This window comes from Labrys sp. LIt4 (assembly GCF_017813775.1).
GTDB classification, from domain to species: domain Bacteria; phylum Pseudomonadota; class Alphaproteobacteria; order Rhizobiales; family Labraceae; genus Labrys; species Labrys okinawensis_A.
On record NZ_JAGIPY010000006.1, the window covers coordinates 232,579 to 252,008 of the forward strand.

General features: G+C 62.6%; 15 protein-coding genes. 3 read left to right on the forward strand and 12 right to left on the reverse strand.

All coding sequences use genetic code 11. From position 1 onward, the window contains the following. The first annotated feature begins 554 nt into the window (after window positions 1-554). Entirely contained in the window at window positions 555-3,758 is a 3,204-nt protein-coding gene (locus tag J8I29_RS14040) for a cyclic nucleotide-binding domain-containing protein (RefSeq protein ID WP_209432111.1), read from the forward strand. A gap of 211 nt (window positions 3,759-3,969) precedes the next feature. Here J8I29_RS14040 and J8I29_RS14045 read toward each other — a convergent pair whose 3' ends face one another. From J8I29_RS14045 to J8I29_RS14100, 12 genes are all read right to left on the reverse strand, one after another. Next, window positions 3,970-4,806: a peptidoglycan-binding protein gene (locus tag J8I29_RS14045; protein ID WP_105860536.1), complete on the reverse strand. Its 837-nt coding sequence runs from the start codon at window positions 4,804-4,806 to the stop codon at window positions 3,970-3,972. A gap of 79 nt (window positions 4,807-4,885) precedes the next feature. After that, entirely contained in the window at window positions 4,886-5,725 is an 840-nt protein-coding gene (locus tag J8I29_RS14050; RefSeq protein ID WP_209432112.1) for a hypothetical protein, read from the reverse strand. A 222-nt stretch (window positions 5,726-5,947) separates the two neighbouring features. Then, the gene (locus J8I29_RS14055) at window positions 5,948-6,682 is read right to left on the reverse strand and encodes a hypothetical protein (RefSeq protein WP_105860538.1); all 735 of its coding nucleotides are present in this window, start codon (window positions 6,680-6,682) and stop codon (window positions 5,948-5,950) included. A gap of 54 nt (window positions 6,683-6,736) precedes the next feature. Continuing rightward, window positions 6,737-7,078 (reverse strand): peptidoglycan-binding domain-containing protein, encoded by a 342-nt coding sequence (locus J8I29_RS14060; RefSeq protein WP_209432113.1) that lies wholly within the window; start codon window positions 7,076-7,078, stop codon window positions 6,737-6,739. 54 nt (window positions 7,079-7,132) lie between these two features. Further along, the gene (gene tssH, locus J8I29_RS14065; RefSeq protein ID WP_209432114.1) at window positions 7,133-9,766 is read right to left on the reverse strand and encodes a type VI secretion system ATPase TssH; all 2,634 of its coding nucleotides are present in this window, start codon (window positions 9,764-9,766) and stop codon (window positions 7,133-7,135) included. Window positions 9,767-9,771: 5 nt separating this feature from the next. Continuing rightward, window positions 9,772-10,902, reverse strand: a complete 1,131-nt coding sequence (tssG, locus tag J8I29_RS14070; protein ID WP_209432115.1) for a type VI secretion system baseplate subunit TssG — start codon at window positions 10,900-10,902, stop codon at window positions 9,772-9,774. Continuing rightward, window positions 10,899-12,863 carry a type VI secretion system baseplate subunit TssF gene (gene tssF / locus J8I29_RS14075; RefSeq protein ID WP_209432116.1) on the reverse strand — a complete coding sequence of 655 codons (1,965 nt, stop codon included), beginning with the start codon at window positions 12,861-12,863 and terminating at the stop codon, window positions 10,899-10,901. Before tssF ends, tssG begins: the two co-directional genes overlap by 4 nt. Before the next feature lie 4 nt (window positions 12,864-12,867). Further along, complete coding sequence (locus J8I29_RS14080) at window positions 12,868-13,422, reverse strand: GPW/gp25 family protein (RefSeq protein ID WP_181160997.1); 555 nt, start codon at window positions 13,420-13,422, stop codon at window positions 12,868-12,870. Between the two features lie 200 nt (window positions 13,423-13,622). After that, window positions 13,623-14,111: a type VI secretion system tube protein Hcp gene (locus J8I29_RS14085; protein WP_105860544.1), complete on the reverse strand. Its 489-nt coding sequence runs from the start codon at window positions 14,109-14,111 to the stop codon at window positions 13,623-13,625. A 119-nt stretch (window positions 14,112-14,230) separates the two neighbouring features. After that, window positions 14,231-15,724, reverse strand: coding sequence for a type VI secretion system contractile sheath large subunit (gene tssC / locus J8I29_RS14090; RefSeq protein WP_105860545.1), 1,494 nt, complete (start codon window positions 15,722-15,724; stop codon window positions 14,231-14,233). Window positions 15,725-15,778: 54 nt separating this feature from the next. Next, window positions 15,779-16,297 (reverse strand): type VI secretion system contractile sheath small subunit, encoded by a 519-nt coding sequence (gene tssB, locus J8I29_RS14095; RefSeq protein ID WP_209432117.1) that lies wholly within the window; start codon window positions 16,295-16,297, stop codon window positions 15,779-15,781. A gap of 614 nt (window positions 16,298-16,911) precedes the next feature. After that, window positions 16,912-17,598: a response regulator transcription factor gene (locus J8I29_RS14100; protein WP_209432118.1), complete on the reverse strand. Its 687-nt coding sequence runs from the start codon at window positions 17,596-17,598 to the stop codon at window positions 16,912-16,914. A 267-nt stretch (window positions 17,599-17,865) separates the two neighbouring features. Between J8I29_RS14100 and J8I29_RS14105 the strand changes: the two genes are divergently transcribed. Beyond that, on the forward strand, window positions 17,866-18,780 hold the full coding sequence (locus J8I29_RS14105) for a hypothetical protein (RefSeq protein ID WP_105860547.1): 915 nt from the start codon (window positions 17,866-17,868) through the stop codon (window positions 18,778-18,780). Between the two features lie 174 nt (window positions 18,781-18,954). After that, on the forward strand, window positions 18,955-19,245 hold the full coding sequence (locus J8I29_RS14110; RefSeq protein WP_105860548.1) for a PAAR domain-containing protein: 291 nt from the start codon (window positions 18,955-18,957) through the stop codon (window positions 19,243-19,245). The last annotated feature ends 185 nt before the right edge of the window (window positions 19,246-19,430 follow it).

The following is a 19,430-nucleotide window of genomic DNA, read 5'->3' on the forward strand; positions in this document are numbered from 1 at the left end:
GCGCGCAGGCAAATCCGCATTTCGCACAAGGCGTCGGTTGCGCCCGCCCGCAATGCGGACAGAACGCGAAATCCGATGCCAATTCCAGACCGCAACCCGCACACGCCATGGAACGATCCGCCACCGGTGAAACGAGCTCCCCTGCCTTGATCCGAGAGGGCCCCTCGGGGGTCCGGCCGCAGATCCGGTGGATCGAGCGTCGTCAGGCGGAAGACAATGCGTCTTCCTGCTCCAAGGACAGGATTTTACTCACTTTTTTAGCTTTGGGCAGCCGGTATCATAGCCGCCCGCTAGGCTCTTTCTGCCCGACGACCATGCTTCCCATCGGAGCGAGCAGGCCCGGACGGCGAGGTTGGGACAAAGGCTGCCACTTCGTTCGGAAGAGGTAGGCTCATTTTTTTACGGATGCGCTATAAATTTGAGATGCTTCAATTCATGAGATAAATTCAATGTAATTGTTCTTTTACTTGAATTTGGACTTCGGACGGCGGCTAGAAAGCCTTGATCGAGTTATGTGCGCTGTCGGTACGAGGCCCCCGGTGAAGCGAGCATTCATGGCGAACACACCGCCCGGCAGGCCGGCCCGGAAATCCGCCGAAGCGGCAGCGGCCGGCAAAGGGCTGCCACCCCTGTTTTCCTACATCTGGCAGAACAGTCGTCGGCAGCAGGTCGTCATACTCATAGTCGTGCTTGCTTCCCTGCCCTTCTACTTTCTGTCGCTCGACCTGCCGCGCAGCATCGTCAATGACGCCATCCAGGGACGCGCCTTTCAGCACGGCGCCGCCGAAGCACCGCTTTTCGCCTTCAACCTCGCCTTGCCGTCCTTCCTGGGAGGCGGAACCCTGCACTATCCCGGCATGGAACTGTCCCGCATCGCCTATCTGATGGTGCTGAGTTCGGCGTTCATGCTGCTGGTGCTGGTCAACGGCGCCTTTCGCTATGTCATCAATATGCAGAAGGGCAAGCTGGGCGAAGGCCTGCTGCGCCGCCTGCGTCTCGATCTCTTCAACCTGCTGCTGCGCTTCCGGCCCGAGGCAGTCCGCAATGTCCGCTCGGCGGAAGTCGCCACCATCATCCGCGACGAGGTCGAACCCATCGGCGGCTTCGTCGGCGATGCCTATATCCAGCCCGCCTTCCTCGGCAGCCAGGCGCTCACCGCCCTCGCCTTCATCCTGCTGCAAAGCCCCCTTCTCGGCCTTCTCGCCGCGGCGATGGTGTTGGTGCAGGGCGCGGTCATCCCGCGTCTTCGGCGCGAGCAGCTCAGGCTCGGCCGCCAGCGCCAGGCGCGTTCACGCTCGCTGGCCGGCCATATCGGCGAGATTGTCGACGGGATAGGCGAGGTGAGCAATCACGGCACAGCCGCCTATGAACGCCAGAAGATCACCGGCATCCTCGATGACCTGTTCTGGATCCGCTATCGGCTCTACGGCCGGAAGTTCATGGTGAAATTCATCAATTCCGTGCTGGCGCAGGTGACGCCCTTTCTGTTCTACGCGCTGGGCGGCTATTTCGCGCTGCGTGGCTCGCTCGACATCGGCCAGCTCGTCGCGGTGATCGCCGCCTATCGCGACCTGCCGCCTCCCATCAAGGAACTGATCGACTGGGATCAGCAGCGCCAGGACGTCGAAGTCAAATATGAGCAGATCCTGGAACAGTTCTCTCTGGCGGAACTTCCCGAACCCGCCGGCGAAACGCCCCAACTGGCGGCCGGCGGCACCATCGCGATCGAGGCGCTCAGGGTGCGCGCCCCGAGCGGCGACGTCCTGCTCGACAATGCCAATCTGGTCCTGCCTCTCGGCGCGCACGTCATGCTCACCGGATCCCGGGGTGAAGGCTTCATCACCCTGGCCCAGGTGCTCGCGCGCCGCCTGACCGAATTCGACGGCACGGTCCGCCTTGCCGGCCAGGATATCGCCGCCTTTTCCCCGGGCTGGATCGGAGAGAACCTTGGATATCTCGGTCCCGATTTCATCATTTTCGGGCGCTCCATACGCGAGAACATCGTCTACAGCCTGCGCGGCCCGCGCGCCGGGCAGGGTTTGCCGTCCCCTGCCGATCCAGGCGGCGGCCGACCCGACCAGGCAATCCGCTCCGGCGGGGAAGCGGAAGCTGCAACCTCTTCCATCGACCTGCGCAGGGCCGGCGCAGCCCATGCTGGCGAACTCGACGACATCATCGTCGCCCTGCTGGGCGAGATTGGCCTGGCCGATGCCGTTTATGGCTTCGGCCTGTCTCGCACATTCAATGTGGAACCCGACCGGGATCTCGCCGAGCGCCTCGTCGACTGCCGCCGACGCCTCGTCCAGGAGCTCGAGGCAACTCATCTCGCCGATCTGATCGAACCATTCGATCCGGCCCGCTTCAACCGCTACGCCACCATCGGCGAGAATCTGTTCTTCGGTGTGCCGGTTGCCGAAGGTGCCATCGAGACGCTGATCGAGGACGCGGAAATTGCCGCGCTGCTCGCAGAAGGAGGGCTCGGAGACAGCCTGGTTGCCCTGGGGCTGAAAGTCGCCGCAACCATGGTGGAGATCTTTTCGCAGATCGCCAGCGATCACGCCGTGTTCGAGCGCTTCTCCTTCATCTCATCGAGTGACCTGCCGCGCTTTGCCGAGATAGCCTCTCGCGCCGGCAGCCGCGGCACCAGCGCACTCACCTATCCGGAACGCCGTTCCCTGCTGCTGCTGGCGCTCCACTATGTCGAAACCCGCCATCGGCTCGGGCTGCTCACCGCCCCCCTTGCCAATGAGGTCGTGCGGACGCGCGGGCGGATCATGGCGCTCGATCCGGCCCGGTTCGCCCGGCTGCTGGAGTTCTATGCTCCCGATCGGCTCTGCCCCGTCGCGCCGCTGCGCGACAATCTCCTGTTCGGGCGTATCGACCATGCCATGGCGCATGCCGAGGAACGGATCATGGTCGCATTGCGCAAGGTCGTGCGTGATTGCGGCCTCGAGCGGATCATCTACCAACTCGGCCTGGACCAGGAGGCCGGGCCCGGCGGGCGGCTGCTGCCGGCAACCCATCGATGTGCCCTCGCCCTCGCCCGCTGCCTGATCAAGCGCCCCAGAATTCTCATCCTCGACCAGCTCGACCTGATGTTTGCCGAAGGCCAGCGTGCCACCATCCTGGAGGTGGTGCGCCGGCACATGGCGGGACGCACCCTTGTCGTCGCCATGCGCGATACCACCTCCCGAGACCTGTTCGATATCGTGGTGACCACCCGCGGCAACCGCATTGAATCGGTGTCGAAACCCTCCGCGCCTTCGGACGCACAGGAAGCGGCAGCGCAGACGCCGGTCGAGGAACTGGCCGAGATCCAGGCCCTGCGCGACGTGCCGATGTTCGCGGCCCTCGATACCCCGCGGCTGAAATTGATCGCCTTCACCTGCGAACGCATCTCTTTCGAACAGGACGAGATCCTGTTCCGTCAGGGGGACATCGCCGATGCAGCCTATGTCATTCTCTCGGGGACCGCCGATGCCTTCATGGAACTCCCCGGCGAGAGACTGCATCTTTCGACCACCGGACGCCATTCCATCATCGGGGAGATGGGCCTGATCAGCGGAGCGCCGCGCTCGGCCACCGTCGTGGCCACCACCGACGTCACGGTTCTGAAGATTGCGAAGGACATCTTCCTCAATCTCATCGCCGAATTGCCCGCGGTTGCGCTCGTGGTGATGCGTGACCAGGTAAAACGGCTGAGCCTTGCCGAAGAACGTCTGACCCGTATGCTGCAAGGCCAGTCGACGCCGTCCTGAATGACTCCTGAGAACGCCGACGTCCTTGTCGACAGGCGCGAACTTTGCAGGTTTATAGCGCGCTTCCGGTGGGGCGATCTCCGGATCGATCGTCTTGGAACACGGGATCTGCCCGCAGGAAGATGCCGATCTAGAGAACGGCACATCATGTTTCGCGCGCGTCTCGCCTCAAGTGCGTGCCGGGCTACTCCATACAGTTCCGCGACCCACATCAAACAGCGCGGCAGACCGGTGAGCTGCGGATTTGCTTCAGCTGTTTTTCGGTCAGCGCCAAGGGCGTCGGCCCGTTGCTCGATGTTGCGAACATCAGGTTGCGCGTGCTGCCCGAATGCACCGGCGAGAAGGAGCTGGTCAACATCACGTGGCCGATCTCGTGGGCCGGATCCCAGCGCGAGCAATCATGCGTGACCGCGCAGGCCGGCTTGCCGGTTGCATGGCCGCCGCAGCCCAGCACGTTGTTCTCCTGGAACCTGTTGACGAAGAACAGCTTCACATCGTTGTTGGGGACGGGTGTTCCAAGCGCGTGGAGTTCCGCGAACTCACCTGAATCCATCTGCCAGGTGCAGTTCTGCCCCACGACGTTGAAGCGGTTTTCTTCCTCCTGCGTCAGGCCGAGCGACTCGCCGGAGGCGAAGAAGATCTCGATGCCATATTGGGCATAAACGGCCTGGGCGCTGGAGAGGATGCGCTCGAACGGTACGTCGCTTAGGGCCAGCGAACGGAAATGCACCCGCACGCGATGCTTGAACCCGCCGATCTGCTTGTCGATCTCCCGGATCGTCGCCTGGCCCAGCTTGCCATCCTCGACGAGGGGTGGGTTGCGCCGCTGGAACGCCTTCACCACCGACTCCGTTTCGATGCCGTAGACACCATCGGGGCTGTAATCCTGGCTCTGGGTCGAGATCGGCATGGCAAAGCCGAGATCGACGAGGGCCATCTGCAGGAGATGGACATGGCGACCTGACATGCCGCGCAGCAGGACATCGTTGCCGGCCTCGATGCGCTGCAAAGAGGGCTCATTCTTGAAACGAACAGATGTCAAAGCCATGATGGCTCTCCTTCTCGCAGTCCTCGGGCGGATGTTGTCGAATAATTCCAGGTACTATCCAGATCTTCGGCATGGAAGATCAGGACCATCCGTGCGGCTCTTCCTCGCTCGGACGCCTGAAAATGTATCTGAACGTGTCGACCGGTTTCACGTTGCTTCTGGCTGCCCAGCCGATGCCATACGCTTTTTCCGGTCCCTGAACGATCGAATAGGCCTTCGGCTCCTTCGAATAGTGGACTTCCTCGCCGCCATACCAGCCCCATTCGACCAGCTGGATATTCGCGGTCGAACCGCTGACGGTGCAGGAATCGATCAGAGCGATATGCTCATAGGGTGCAGCTGTACAATGGGTGACGACCACATCGCCCTGCTGGATGTCTTCGATCCTGGTCCGGCGCCGGGCGGTCGAGGCATAGGCATCGATGGAGGCCGAGGGATTGCCGCCATAATAGTTGCCGACCAGCCCGTTGCAGTCGAGCGTGATGAAATCCGTTGCATAGGCCTGGGCCGTCGCCCGGGCGCAAGGCTGTCCCGCGAGGTCCTTGCCCGTGCCGATGCGGCCGATCGCATAAGCCAGCCGGAGCGTGTCGATGATCTCGTCGGGGCTGCCCTTGCCGACGAAGGCCTGGATGAAGGTGGTGGCGTAGAAGTCCTCGGTCGGCTGGATCAGGCCGAGCGGCTGCTGGTCGAAGAAGAACTTGGCCCCGCATGGCGTATTGGCATTGCCGTGATGGGCCATCCGAAGCGCCGCTGTGAAGGCCGCATGCTCACGCTGCATCACCTGGCCGGTTCCGGCCTTGCCGTTTCGGAAATCCCAGCCCGAGCCATACATGGTGATGCCGGCTGAGATGAGCTCATTGTTGAGCGGACTGTAGAACTTCAGATAGGTGTATCGATCCAGATACTCTTTCGGCGTCACGATCCCCTCCATTTCGCACAGCCCATTGAAGAATACGGCATATCCGAGCCGTCCTGGTTACGCTCCCCCGTCGATATTTGTTATTCTATACTCAAGCTGTTGACGGGATATCCCTCAAAGACGGGAGGCAACACACCCAGTCGACAGGATTTCGTCTTATCCTTCAGCAAAGGCGACAAACGCCGGACTCGTGCACGAAATCGCGCGAAGCATGGCGCTCATTCAGGGAGGCGTGGGCAATGGCGGCCCGACCGAGATCTGATAGCTTGGGCGATAAGGCAGCTCTTGCTGGGCGATGATATTGAGCTCGGCACCATTAGGCCCCTCGTCGGGATATTTCTCACCTTCCAGGAAGAGATAGAAGAAGCTCTTGGGCGGCTTGCCGGGATCGGTCACCACATCCTCGTTGGACGCCACGCGCTTGGTGTAAGCTCGCACCACGACACCCCAGTCATTGGCGATCTTCTTGAGGAAGTCGCTGGCATTACCGACCCGGCAGGTGAGCAGGACCATCCTGTATGGTTTGATGGCTTTGAAATGCGCGCCGATCTCCTGATAGATCTTCCAACGTGCCAGGCGGTCGGAGCTTGGATTGTTGGCGATGTCGTAATCCATGTCGGATTTCTGGCCGGCAAAGCGAGGACGGTCATAGAACACGTTGACGGTGTGGGGGCTTTCCGCACCGTTGAGGCCGACCAGTTTGAACGTGCCGCCGGGAGCGATCTCGCACATGCCGTCGACCGTGCTGCCATCCAGGGCCGTGCCATGTCCGACGCTGATGATGACCGTGCCATCCGCGCCCGCCTTGCTGATCGCACTCTTGAGGATGTCCCGCGTCTGCGCCATGGACTGGCCTGCCGTCATCTTCACGAGGGCACGAGCCTGCGGTTGGTGTGCGACATAGGATTTTGCCCAGCCGAACCAGGGATTTTCCGTGGTGGTGACGATGACGTCCATGATGATGATGCCAGCAAAGGGAAGGATGGGGATCTCGCCGCAGAGGCGAGTGCGTCAAAGCATCGAAGGCGTGGGAAAGTTCTGCCGGGCCAGCATTTCAGTATCGAGGCTCTTGATCGTCATCTTGCCGACGATATTGTCCGGACTGCTTTGATAGGCTCGGTTGATGATCTGCCGCGATGTCTTGTAGCGTAACACGGCGGCAGCCGTGGAAGCGCCATAGACGCCGTCGATGTAGTCCCTGCCGTCGATCTGGTTGAAGCCGAGCTTGACCAGCGCCTCCTGCACAAGCCGGACGTGGTGGCCGGTCGTGCCGGCGGTGAGATGCGCCTGATCATTGACGAGGCAAGCCTCCAGCTCCGGTACGCCCGCAAAAAGCCGACAATGCAACGCCATTAAAATCCTCCATTGCTGACGTGAACGCCTGATCCGTGCATGCTCGCCGCGTGATCAGGCCACATCGTACGCAAACTCCCCGTTTTCCACCCCAACCTTCGCCTCCCCGATCTGCTCCCCGGCGATCGCTTTCGCCAGGATGCGCTGAGACAGCGCCGGCAGCAGCGTGTTGGTGACGATGTTGTCGACCATGCGCCCGCCGGAATCGGGGTCGTTGCACTGGGACACGATCTTCTCGACCACCGCATCGTCATAGCTGAAGCGGGCGCCATGATTGTCGCGGATGCGCTTGCCGATGCGATCGAGCTGGAGGCGCACGATGGCGCCCAGCATCTCGCCGGACAGCGGATAATAAGGGATGGTGACGATGCGTCCGAGCAGGGCCGGCGGAAAGACATCGAGCAGATGCGGCTTGAGATCCACCGCCAGCGCTTCCGGATCGGGCTTCTGCGAGCCGTTCCCTGCGGCGGCCATGATCATGTCGGTGCCGGCATTGGTGGTGAGGATGATCAGCGTATTCCTGAAATCGATGCGCCGACCCGAGCCGTCCTCCATCACGCCCTTGTCGAAGACCTGGAAGAAGATCTCGTGCACGTCGGGATGGGCTTTCTCCACCTCGTCGAGCAGGACGACGGAATAGGGCCGCCGGCGCACGGCCTCGGTGAGCCGGCCGCCTTCGCCATAGCCGACATAGCCGGGAGGCGCCCCTTTCAGGGTGGAGACCGTATGCGCCTCCTGGAATTCCGACATGTTGATGGTGATCATGTTCTGCTCACCGCCATAGAGCGCCTCGGCGAGCGCCAGCGCCGTCTCCGTCTTGCCGACGCCGGAGGGGCCGGCGAGCATGAAGACGCCGATGGGCTTGTCGGGATTGTCGAGCTTGGCCCGGTTGGTCTGGATGCGCCGGGCGATCATCTTCAGGCCGTGATCCTGGCCGACCACGCGCCTGGCCAGGATGTCGCCGAGATTGAGGATGGTCTCGACCTCGTCCTTGACCATGCGCCCAACCGGAATACCGGTCCAGTCCGAGACCACCGAGGCCACGGGCTGCTCGTCGACATAGGGATAGACCATGCGCTTTTCGGGATCGATGGCGGCAAGGTCGGCCATGATCCGGGTGAGCTTTTCGCGGGCGGCTTCGGCCCCCTCGCCCCCTTCGGCGATGTCCCGGCGCGCGGCCATCAGTTCGGCCACGATGGCCTTCTCTTCGCCCCAGGCCTTCTCCAGCGCCGCCAGCTTGTCCCTGGCTGCCGCGATGGTTTCCGTCACCTCGCCAATGCGCTTCTCGTCGGCATTGCCGACATCGCGTTCACGCTCCAGGGCCTTCAGCTCACGCTCGCTCGCCTCGATCGCGACGCGCACATCCTCGACCGCGGCGGGCGTGGCGTTCTGCGACACCGCCACGCGGGCGGCGGCGGTGTCGAGCAGGCTGACCGCCTTGTCCGGCAGCTGGCGCGAAGGGATGTAGCGGCTCGACAGCTTGACGGCGGCGACCACGGCGGCTTCCGAAATATGGACGTTGTGGTGTTTCTCCATCGGCCCAAGCAGGCCGCGCATCATGTTGCAGCACTGCTCGATGCCGGGTTCGCCGACGTTGATCGGCTGGAAGCGGCGGGTCAGCGCCGGGTCCTTCTCGATATGCTGGCGATATTCCGACCAGGTCGTGGCGGCGATCGTCCTGAGCGTGCCCCGGGCCAGAGCGGGCTTGAGCAGATTGGCGGCGTCCCCGGTGCCGGCCGCGCCGCCGGCGCCGATCAGCGTGTGCGCCTCGTCGATGAACAGGATGATCGGCGTCACCGAGGCCTGGACCTGGTCGATCACCGAGCGCAGGCGCTGCTCGAACTCGCCTTTCATCGAGGCGCCGGCCTGCATCAGGCCGATGTCGAGCGCGTAGAGCTTGTTGCCCTTGAGTGGCGGCGGCACGTCACCGGCCGCGATGCGCTGCGCAAAGCCTTCGACCACCGCCGTCTTGCCGACGCCGGCCTCGCCGGTGAGGATGGGATTGTTCTGGCGCCGGCGCATCAGCACGTCGACGACCTGGCGGATCTCCTCGTCGCGGCCGACGATGGGATCCATCGTGCCGCTGGCGGCGCGCTCGGTGAGGTCGACGGCGTAGCGGTCGAGCGCGCTGGTGCCCTTGGCGGCGGTGCCCGCATCGCCGCCCGCGCCCTTGGCGACCGGACCGGAGCCATCCATCGGGCGCATGTTCTCTTCGGCCGACTGCTGCCAGATCTTGCGATGCTCGTTGGTGAGCCGCTCGACGTCGATCAGGCGGAACTGCTTGGAGAGGCCATTGAGCGTGCGCGCCAGACGCGGTTCCTTCAGGATCGCGGTGAGCACATGGCCGGTGCGCACCTGCGTTTCGCCGAACATCAGCGTGGCGTAGTTCCAGCCCTGGCTGAGGGCATCGAAAATGTCGTCGGAGAAACCCGGCAGCTCGGTCTTGTTCATGGCAAAGCCGGCCGTGACGGCGCTGAGATCGGCCAAGAGCCGGCCGGCGTCGAGCTTGAAATGGGCCACCGTCAAGGCGAGATCGCTGCGGTCGGCCTGCAGCACCGCCTGCAGCCAATGGGCCAGTTCCAGGTTGCGGTTGCCCGCGCCCTGCGCCAGGCGGAAGGCCTGCATGAAGCTGTCATAGCCGAGCGGATTGAGCTTGCCGGTGAGGACTTCGAGGCTGACATCGGCCATGGCAACTACCCTTTGCTCGGTTTGCGGCGCCGCTCAGCGCGGATCTCGGCGGGATGGAAATGGCAGTCCCAGCGCATGCGATCGACCGTGGCGTCGGCCGCACCCTTCCTGCCCATCCAGCAGGTCCATCCCAGGCGGCCGAAACCGCCGAGCTGGGCCGGCTTGGTCTTGCTTTCCGCCAGGCCGAATTCGACGTCGTAGATGAAGGTCTCGCCGAGATAGAAGCGGATGATGTCGGCCAGCGGTTCGAAATGAACGCCGTCGGGCAGGAAGGTCTCCAGCTCGTCGAGATCGGCGACTTCGAGCCTGATGCGGAACTTGTCCTTCAGGCTGTAGGCCGAGCGGCCGATGATGCTGTCGACGCCGAGCGCACAGCTGCCCGCCGCCAGCACCGCCTGTTCGCGCTCCTCCAGCGGCAGCCAGACACCGACGAATTCCTGTACCTCGACCTTGACGTCGAACAGCCAGCCGAGCATGCCCTCGATGCGCGAAGCGCTCTTGACCGCCGGCGCCATCAGGCCGGCCAGGGCAAGCTTAGAGAAATCGTGAAGCTGGCCGCGCCCGCGCATGGCCGGCGTGCCGATGCCGATCATGGCGCCGAGATAGGTGAGAAACTGGTTTTCGTTCGGCCGGTCGGCCTGTACGGCCGGCCGGGCATTGGCCCAGGCCCGGAAGAACAGTTGCTGGAAGCGGTTGTTGAAGATGTCGAGAAAACGCGCGAAGGCCACGTCGCGCATATTGGCCCAATGGGTCGCTTCATAGCTGGTGTGCAGCGGCAGGGCGCCCTGCGGTCCCAGCAGGCCGAGGAAACGGCTCTCGACCTCGGCAGGCCGTCCCTCGGATGCGGCAATGTGGCCGACATTGGTATCGGTAAAATCGATGTGGGGCTGCTGGCCCAGTCTCGCCACGGCCTCGGCCGAGGAAGCGCTCTCGCCGATACGCGGCTTGGCGCCGGCCAGATGCTCGAGGCGGCGCAGAAGGTCGAGGAAGTCGTAACTTCCCGGCTTTCGAACAAAGTGCGCTGTCTCCGAATCGCGCTTCTTTTCCAGCTCCTCGTCTTGACGCACTTTCTTAGCCGAAAAGTCTGTCAACTCTTCCGGAGAGCGCTCCTGCGGCATGTCGGGAGGCGTACTCATAGCTGCTGCCGCCGCCCGAGTTGCGCCGGCCAGCGCATGATCTCGCCGCGTTCGGTCGAGCGGATCACGGTCTCGACCACGTTGTTGAGGCCGACGAACTCGGTGAGGAAGCGGTCGAGGATGGCACCGAGCAGAAAGATGCCGCTGCCTTCGAAGTGCTTCTCGTCGAGTGTCACCGTGACTTCCAGCCCGCGCACCACGCCCGCGCCGGTGCGTTGGCGGATTCGCCGGGTGATCGGCCTGCTGTCGACGGCGATGACGCCCTGGATGCGCCGTTCGATGGCGGCGCTGCCGCGCGTGGCGAAAAGCGAGAGCATTTCGCGCAGCGAGGCCGCCGAATCCCGCGTGCCATAGCCGGAGAGCCCGAGATGATTGAGGCTCAGCATGCTGATCAGCCGCCAGGCCGAAGTGCCGCCTGCGCCATGCCGGCCGCGTGCTTCCGGATCGGTGGCGATGGAATCGCGCGGCAGGGTCGGCCCGACCACGCAATCCACCCTCAGCGTGGTCCGGTCTTCGAGAATGAAATCGGCGCCCCCCTGCCCGACCGGCAGATGCTCGGTGAGGTGGCGGTTCGAACACAGCGCCCGCAGGCTGAGCTCGGCGACGTGGAGGCCATCCGCCCTGTCGCGGTGGTTGGTGAGCGTGACGAACATGTCGCTGCCGACATACTGCGTCGGCTGCGCATTGCGCCGTTCCTCCTGCGAGCGACGGCGCGGCAGGCGCCGCACGGTATAGAACATCGTCTCGGTGGCGGAGACCCCGAGCGGCGGCGCGGCATAGAGCGGATAGACCTCCACCTTGTCGCCGCTGCCGGTGACATGGGCATGCATCCTGATCAGGCGGTGGGCCTCGAAATCGAGATGGCGCGAGCGGTCGGTGACGACGTGATATTCGTGCTCGTTGTCCTTCACCGGCACGCGCGCCAGCTGCATCTCGAAGAGATTGGAGGCAGCGGCGGCGTAGAGGGCGAAGCTGTCGGCCCTGACGACCGATTGCAGCCGGCTGTCCCCCTGGCTGAAGGCGATGACGATGTCGCAGCGATTGGTCCTGATCGCCGATAAAATGGTTTTTAGACTGTTTAGTCTGAAACCGAGGAACTTTGCCGGCAGCACGAAATATTCGCGCAGGAGATCGAATCCCCTGAATACCCGCCGATCGGACGGAAACAGCGGTTCATCGGGCGCAAAGCCGATCTGGGTAAGGCAGGCCTTGGGCAACGGCACGATGACGGGATCGCCGGCTTCGTCGAGATAGCGAAAATAGATGCCGGTGGTAGCGCCGAAGAGCTGCTCGTAAAGCCTGACCGCATCGCCCTCCTGACCGATGATGTGAAAGACCAGCTCATCGGTCCGGCAATTGGCAAACCAGCAATCGGGCCGCTGCGCCACCTGTTTGTCGGCAGGCTCGGTGAGGCGGTCGGCGGCGGAGCGCCGCAGCAGGGAAAGCCTCAGGCCCGCCTGGCTGGCCGGGCCGGCCTCGATGCCCAGGGCCTGCAACGTTGCCGGCCCGCTCAGATATTCGGCCTGGCCAAGCTCGAAAGGCCACAAGGTGACCTCGCTGGCGAGGCGGTATTTGCAGGCGATGCGGCGTTCACGCTCGACGAAGCGCGCATCGGCATAAGAGCCGGCGGCGATCCTCACGCCATCCTTGAGATTGGGATCGCCATAGGGCGGCTCCACCCGCAGCAGCGCCGCCGAAGGCACCGGCGCCAGATAATCGGGCACGAGCTGGTCGAGCAGATTGTCGGTGAACTCGGCATATTCATGCTTGAGCTTGAGCTGCACGCGGGAGGCCAGATAGGCGGTGCCTTCGAGCAGCCCCGCGATCATCGGATCCGTGTTGTTCTCCAAGAGCCCGCCCAGGCGCTCGGCGACACCGGGAAACTCGGCTGCGAACTGCTTGGCTTCCTCCTTGAGAATGCCAAGTTCACGATTGTAGAGTTCGAGGAATTCACGGTTCATGGCGTCACAATCTGAAGACTCTGATCTTGCCGCTTTCGACCTCGACGTCCGCCACGAACTCTATCGGAATATCGGTGGGCGTCGACACCATTTCGGCGCTGATATGGAACCTAAGCTGCCCGGAAGCGCTGTCGTCGAGCGGCTCGCCCGATATGGCCACCGTGCCCGGCACCAGCCGGCAGTCATACAGTTCCAGCCTCTGCTTGAGCAGAAGCGCAACCCGCCGCGCCGCCTCCGGACTTGCGACGATCGCGGTCAGATCTGGCAGGCCGAAATTGAGGATCGAGGCCGCCACGGCGTCGAAGCCGTCGAGATCCTCGATCGCCGCCAGTTCCACGGTGTTGAGCAAGGAGGCAAGGTCCTCGCCCAGTTCCGAGCGCAGCACGGTCTCGCCGACCGCCGAGCGCGGCGAGGTGCGCCGGCCGGCAATCACGCGTTCGCCGGCATCGTTGCGATTGTCGATGGGCTTGGCGGCATCGCGCAGCCGAAAGGCCTCCCGGAAGGCATGCATGATGGGAGGTACGAAACGATCGCTCTTGACGGCCCGGAAACGGCTCACTTGGTCTTCCGCATGCGAAGGCGTCTTGCGATGGAACGGCAACCGCCGGAATCGCAAAGACGCGCCGAAACAAGGAACTGGAGCAAACACGCCTTCAATCATGAGCGCGCTTGCCCCGGGTCCGGCGATGAAGAGGCAGTCCCTGCCGGGGCGGACGGCCGCCATATTTGCGCAGCCGTCCGCCCTCGAAAGGCGAGGAATTACTGATCCTTGCCGGTGGCGACGTTGTAGGTGAACTCGATCGAACCGCCGTCGGCGGCACCGGTCTTGTCCTGAGGCTGATACTCGTGGTTGATCTTCTCATAGGTGACCGAGAAGCTCTCCATCGCGCCGCCGTCGGAGCCGCCGCTCGTCTGATAGCTGGTGATGAAGCAGTTGGTCAGGGTGATGGTGATGTAGGTGAGCTTGTCTTCGCCCGCCGCCTTGCGCACGACGAGCTTGACCTCGTCGATGTGATTGCCGAAGGCGCAATATTTGAAGATGTTGGCGGAGGCTTTGTCCACGGTCTTGGTGCAATGCAGGTCCTGCAGGACCGACTTGCCCTTGCCGCCGCCGGTGCCGCTGCCGAACGTCGAGGAGTTCGAGCCGCCGATGCTCCAGCTCAAAAGCTCCATATAGCCGTCGAGGCTGTCCTGCTGGGTTTCGCCCTCGATGCCGTTGATCTGAAGTAATGCGTCTGATTGGGCCATTTTACTCTCCTGTGATGTGAGCGGATCCACCTTTTCCAGAAGGCATCCGTCGGATTGAATTGGCCAAGCGGGATCGTTCGCTCGCCGGAGCGTTCAGGCAGTCCCGCTTGGATGTCGTGTTACTTCTGGCTATTGGGCAGTCTCGAGACGAGACTGATGCCGATATCCATTCCTTCCAGCTGGTAGTGCGGCCTCAGATAGAACCTGGCGGCGTAGTAGCCGGGGTTCTCTTCGTCGGGGAACACCTCGACCTTGGCCGCGGCCAGCGGTTTCTTGGCCTTGATCGCCTCGGTCGAGTTCTTGGGATCGCCGTCGACATAGCGATTGATCCAGGTCTGCAGCCATTTCTGCAGCTGATCCTGTTCCATCGTGGCGCCGATCTTGTCTCGCACCATGCATTTGAGATAATGCGCAAAGCGCGAGACTGCGAACATATAGGGCAGCCGGGCCGAGAGGTTTTCGGAGGCCGTCGCCTCGTCCGTATCCATCTTCCTGGGCTTGTACAGCGACTGGGCACCGATGAAGGCTGCCTTGTCGGTATTCTTGCGATGGATCAGCGGCAGCACGCCCGACTTCGACAATTCCGCCTCGCGCCGATCGCTGATGGCGATTTCGGTGGGGCATTTGAGGTCGATGCCGCCATCGTCGGTGGGGAATGTGTGCGTGGGCAGGTTGACGACCTCGCCGCCCGACTGAACGCCGCGGATGCGTACCGTCCAGCCATATTCCTTGAAGGCGCGGTTGATGTTGACCGCCATGGCGTAGGCCGCGTTCATCCAGGCATATTTCCGGCCCTGATGGCCGTCCGTATCCTCTTCGAAGGCGAACTCCTCCACCGGTTCCGACTTGGCGCCATAGGGCTGGCGCGAGAGAACGCGGGGCATGCACAGTCCGACATAGCGTGAATCGGGCTGTTCGCGCAGCGAACGGAAGGCGGCGTAATCGGGCGTATCGAAGATCTTGCCGATATCGCGCGGATTGGAGAGCTCGTTCCAGCTATCCATGCCGAACAAGGCCGGGTTGGCGGCCGCGAAGAAGGGCGCATGCGCCGCAGCCGCGACCTTGCTGATGTCGCGCAGCAGCTGCACGTCGGGCGGCGAGTGGTCGAAATAATAGTCGCCCACCAGGGCACCGTAGGGGTCGCCGCCCAGCTGCCCATATTCGGCCTCGTAGAGCTTCTTGAAGATCGGGCTCTGGTCCCAGCGAGCACCGGGATAGACCTTGAACTCGCGAAAGAGCTCTTCCTTCGACACGTTCATGAAGCGGATCTTCAGCGTGGTGTCGGTTTCGGAATTGAAGACGAGATAATTGAGGCCGCGCCAGGCACTTTCCAATTTCTGGAACTCGGGCGCGTGGATGACCTCGTTGAGCTGGATCGAGAGTTGCTCGTCGAGCTTGGCGATCATCGAGTCGAGGGTATCGAGGACGTCTTCCTTGACCAGCGAGGTATCGTCGAGGGCCTGGCGGACCAGGGTGGCGACGGCATTCTCGACCTCGGTGGCAGCACTGTCATTGCGCGGCTTGAAGCTCTTGCGCAACAGGCTGGAGAAGGTCTCCAGGTCGCGGGTTTCGGTTGCGGGAACGGTCTGGGGGGTAGCGGCTGTTTCGGCCATGTGGCTGAACTCCTGGCTTGATCTGCTGGCTTGATCTGCTGGCGGGAGCCGCCGTCAGGCCTCTTCAGGCTTGGCCTGCTCGCTATTGTCCTTGAGCAGCCGCATGAGCTCGGGGTCCTTGAGAAGGGCCTTGATCTGATCCTCGGCCGCGACCTTGCCGTCCATGTAGCGCTGCAGATTGGCGAGCTGCTCACGGGCCTTCAGCAATTTCGCCAGCGCCGGTATGTTGCGGACGACCTGCGCCGGGTTGAAGTCGCTCATTTTCTCGAAGCTGAGCTTGACCGACATCTTCTCGTCGCCCTTGGCGTCGCCGAGCCGATTGGTGACCTTGAAGCTGACGCCAGGCTTGATGGCCTTCATGCGGTCATCGAAATTGTCCATGTCGATGTCGAGATATTTGCGCTCGGCGATCGGCGCTTTCTCGACCTCGGAAGCATTGCCGGACAGATCCGACATGACCGCCATGACAAACGGAATCTCGACGAGTTTTTCCGCATTGTAGGGATCTTCATACTGGATCTGAACGCGCGGCGGGCGATTGCGCTTGATGAACTTCTGTCCGCTGTCGGCCATGATTTTGTCTCTCTCCTCGACGCTGCAGTCGGAGTTCCCGCCCATCGAAGAAAACCGGCGGAAAAGTTCCCAACCATCGCGCTTGAATTCATTGAAGTTGGTGAGCGCCGGCCCAACGGGCGGGTGTCATCCCCCTTGTGATACGCATCTTGCGCCAAACCCCTTCCCCCGTAATCCCCTATTTGGGGGGCCGGCACCGAGCCCCCTTCGTCGAGTACTGTGGTCGATGGCACAGACCGGCTCTTTCGAAGCAAAACCGGCCGTATTGCGGGAATTTCGGGAAACGAGACTGGCCATTGCCAGTCTAAACAAGCCAAGTGATTCCGGCGTGACATCGTGCGGGGAACTGCCCCTGCAAGCGGCCTCGATCCACCCGGCACCGGCCCGATGAGATCGAGAGCCGGCAATATCTTGTGCGAAGACTTCCCCCTGCCCGCCTCCTTGTGAATGTTACGACGATCGGAGAAGCGCGCGGCGATGACTATGCCTGTTGGGGGAGTATCTTCTCTTAACTCAGTATAGAACGCAAGATTGATTCCAGGCCCAAGATGAGCTGCGCGAAGACGGTTTCGATATCTCCGCCCGCGGGCCGTTCGTCAGATTTTCAGTGCCACTTAGCGCGGCATGTTGATCACGCCCATGCTCGACGCTTCGAAGACGGCTTCTGCCCGCGAATTCACTTCGAGCTTCTGATAGATGTTCTTGACATAGGTCGCCACGGTGCTGCGGCCGATCTTGAGGATGTCGCCGATTTCGACGAAGGTGAAACCACGCGCCAAGAGTTTGAGCACTTCGAGTTCGCGTTTCGACAGCAATTCGAGGCCTTTCTTGTCCGCTTCCTGCTCGCGCGGCTGAAACTCCTTGAGCAGTTGCCGGGCGATGACCGGGCTGATCGGCGAGCCCCCGCGCCGAACCTCACGGATACTTTCGGCAAAACTGTCGAAACGCTCATCCTTCAGAAGATAGCCGCGAGCACCAGCCTTGATGCTCTCCAATACCTTGTCCTGGTCAGCGAAAATCGTGATGACCATGATGTCGACGTCGGTATATTTCTGAGCCGCATAACGGATGAGGCCGATGCCCGAGCCATCAGGCAGGCCGAGATCGCATAACAGCACGTCGAACCCGCCCTTGTCGATCAGGGTTTTTCCCGTGGCGGTGTTCGGCGCATTGGCGACCACCGAGATGTCGGGCGCCGCTTCCAGCGCCACTGTGATGCGTTCCAGGGCCGCGGGATCGTCCTCGACGACCGCGACGCGAATGAGGGGCTGGGGCGCTGGCGTGGGGGTCGTTTCTGTCATCGTAGGATATCGTCCGGTTCGACGTTGTCTTCACGGCAAAACGGCCGTCGATCGAGCGGGGACCTCGCCCGTGACAGCCGGCACCCGTTCGCGTGCACTGTTCGCGCCAGCTTGCCAAGACCCGCCTTTAGCGTCAATCTTGCCACAAAAGCCCCACACCCGCCACGTCCCCGGGACTAGATCCGGTCCTGCCGGCCCAGGCGAGGCTTGATCCTGCCATTACTGCCTGCCCTTCGCGGTCCTCGCTTAGGCTTTTGGAAACCGAGCATGGACGCGTCCCAGCAAAGAACCTTCGATACGATCGTGGCCCGCTGCAAGGACCTGATCCCGCCGATCGATATCGCCAGGCACATCAAGGCAGGCACGCGGCAGGTGGCGAACAACACGCTTGACGGCATCACGTTCGAGGCGGTGGATCCGGACGATCTCATCGCCGAACTGGGAGGGCGCATGAAGCTGCCGGGCGCCGGCAAGACGCCCGCACCCGGCTCCTTCTCCATCGATACCACGCGCAGCCCGCGTCCGGCCAACGCTTCGATGATCAGCATGAAGGAAGACCCGCAGCATTGGGCCCTCAAGGCGTCGTTCGGCGCCACCGTCGGCGAGGGCTTTCGCGAGCAATGGCGCCCGCCGCCGCCCTCATTGAGAATAGCGCCGCCGCTGCCTCGTCATGGCAGCGATCGCGTCTCCCTCGCTTTCGGCGAGACCGGCAAGCGCCTGACCTTCACCGCCCTTCATGCCGCGGTCTCCAGGAACAAGTGCAACATCCATATCGACGAGCGCGGCTTCGTGGTGGCCATGCCCGAAGGTGCTCTGGTCACGCCCACCTTCTGGGGACATATCGCCAATGAATTGCTGCTCAAGACCCTATTCCGGGACTGGCTCGACGGGCTGGTCGGCGACAACGTCGTCGGGGCGCTCGTGGTCGAAGCGGTCAATCGCATCTCCCTGCGCTTTTCCGATGCCGAGAACGGCTTTGCCGGCCTGACCGAGCGGGTGAACCGCATTTCCGGCATCGGCGACGTCAGGGACATCGGCAAGGCATTGCTGCCGATCGGCGTGTCGGCGGACCTGGTTCGCCTCAGAAACTCGACCATTCAGGCCAATTATTATTGGCACGACGGCCAGCAGACGCTCACGCTCAGCTGGGGCGGCACCTTCGACAAGTTCGGCTCGAAATAGGAAATGCGGCGGGTTCCGGCTGGCTCCCCCTGTTTGTAGGATGTGCCACGAGGGCGCCCCGGCCTATGATCGGCTCGCACGCTTGGTGCAGAGTGACAAAACTGCCGCAGTCGGACAAAGTACGCAACGAGCTCGCGCGTCCGATGCCCGGATACACGGAACGGGATTTGCCTGATGGGACAACCTGCCTCACGTCTGGGCGACATGCATGTCTGCCCGCTGGTGAATGTGCTGGTGCCGCATGTCGGTGGTCCGATCGTGATGGCGTCGATGAACGTCGTCACCGGCGGCCAGCCGCAGGCACGCGTGGGCGACATCTGCATCTGCGTCGGCCCGCCCGACGTGATCGCGCTGGGGTCGACCACCGTCTATGTCAACGGCCAGATGGCGGCACGTATCGGGGATCTCACCGCCCATGGCGGCACCATTGTGGGTATGTGGCCGACCGTGCTCATCGGCGGATAGGCTTTCAGACCGGACATTCTGTTGCACTAAGTGCAGGAGCGAAGAGCCCGCCTGTAATCGAATTGGGTCTCGATACGAGAATGGCAAAACACAACGAGAAACCAATTCGCCGACATCGCCAATATCATTGACGACGCTTCATCATCTTAGCAATTCAACTCTAGAGTTTACTTGAGGTTGACATG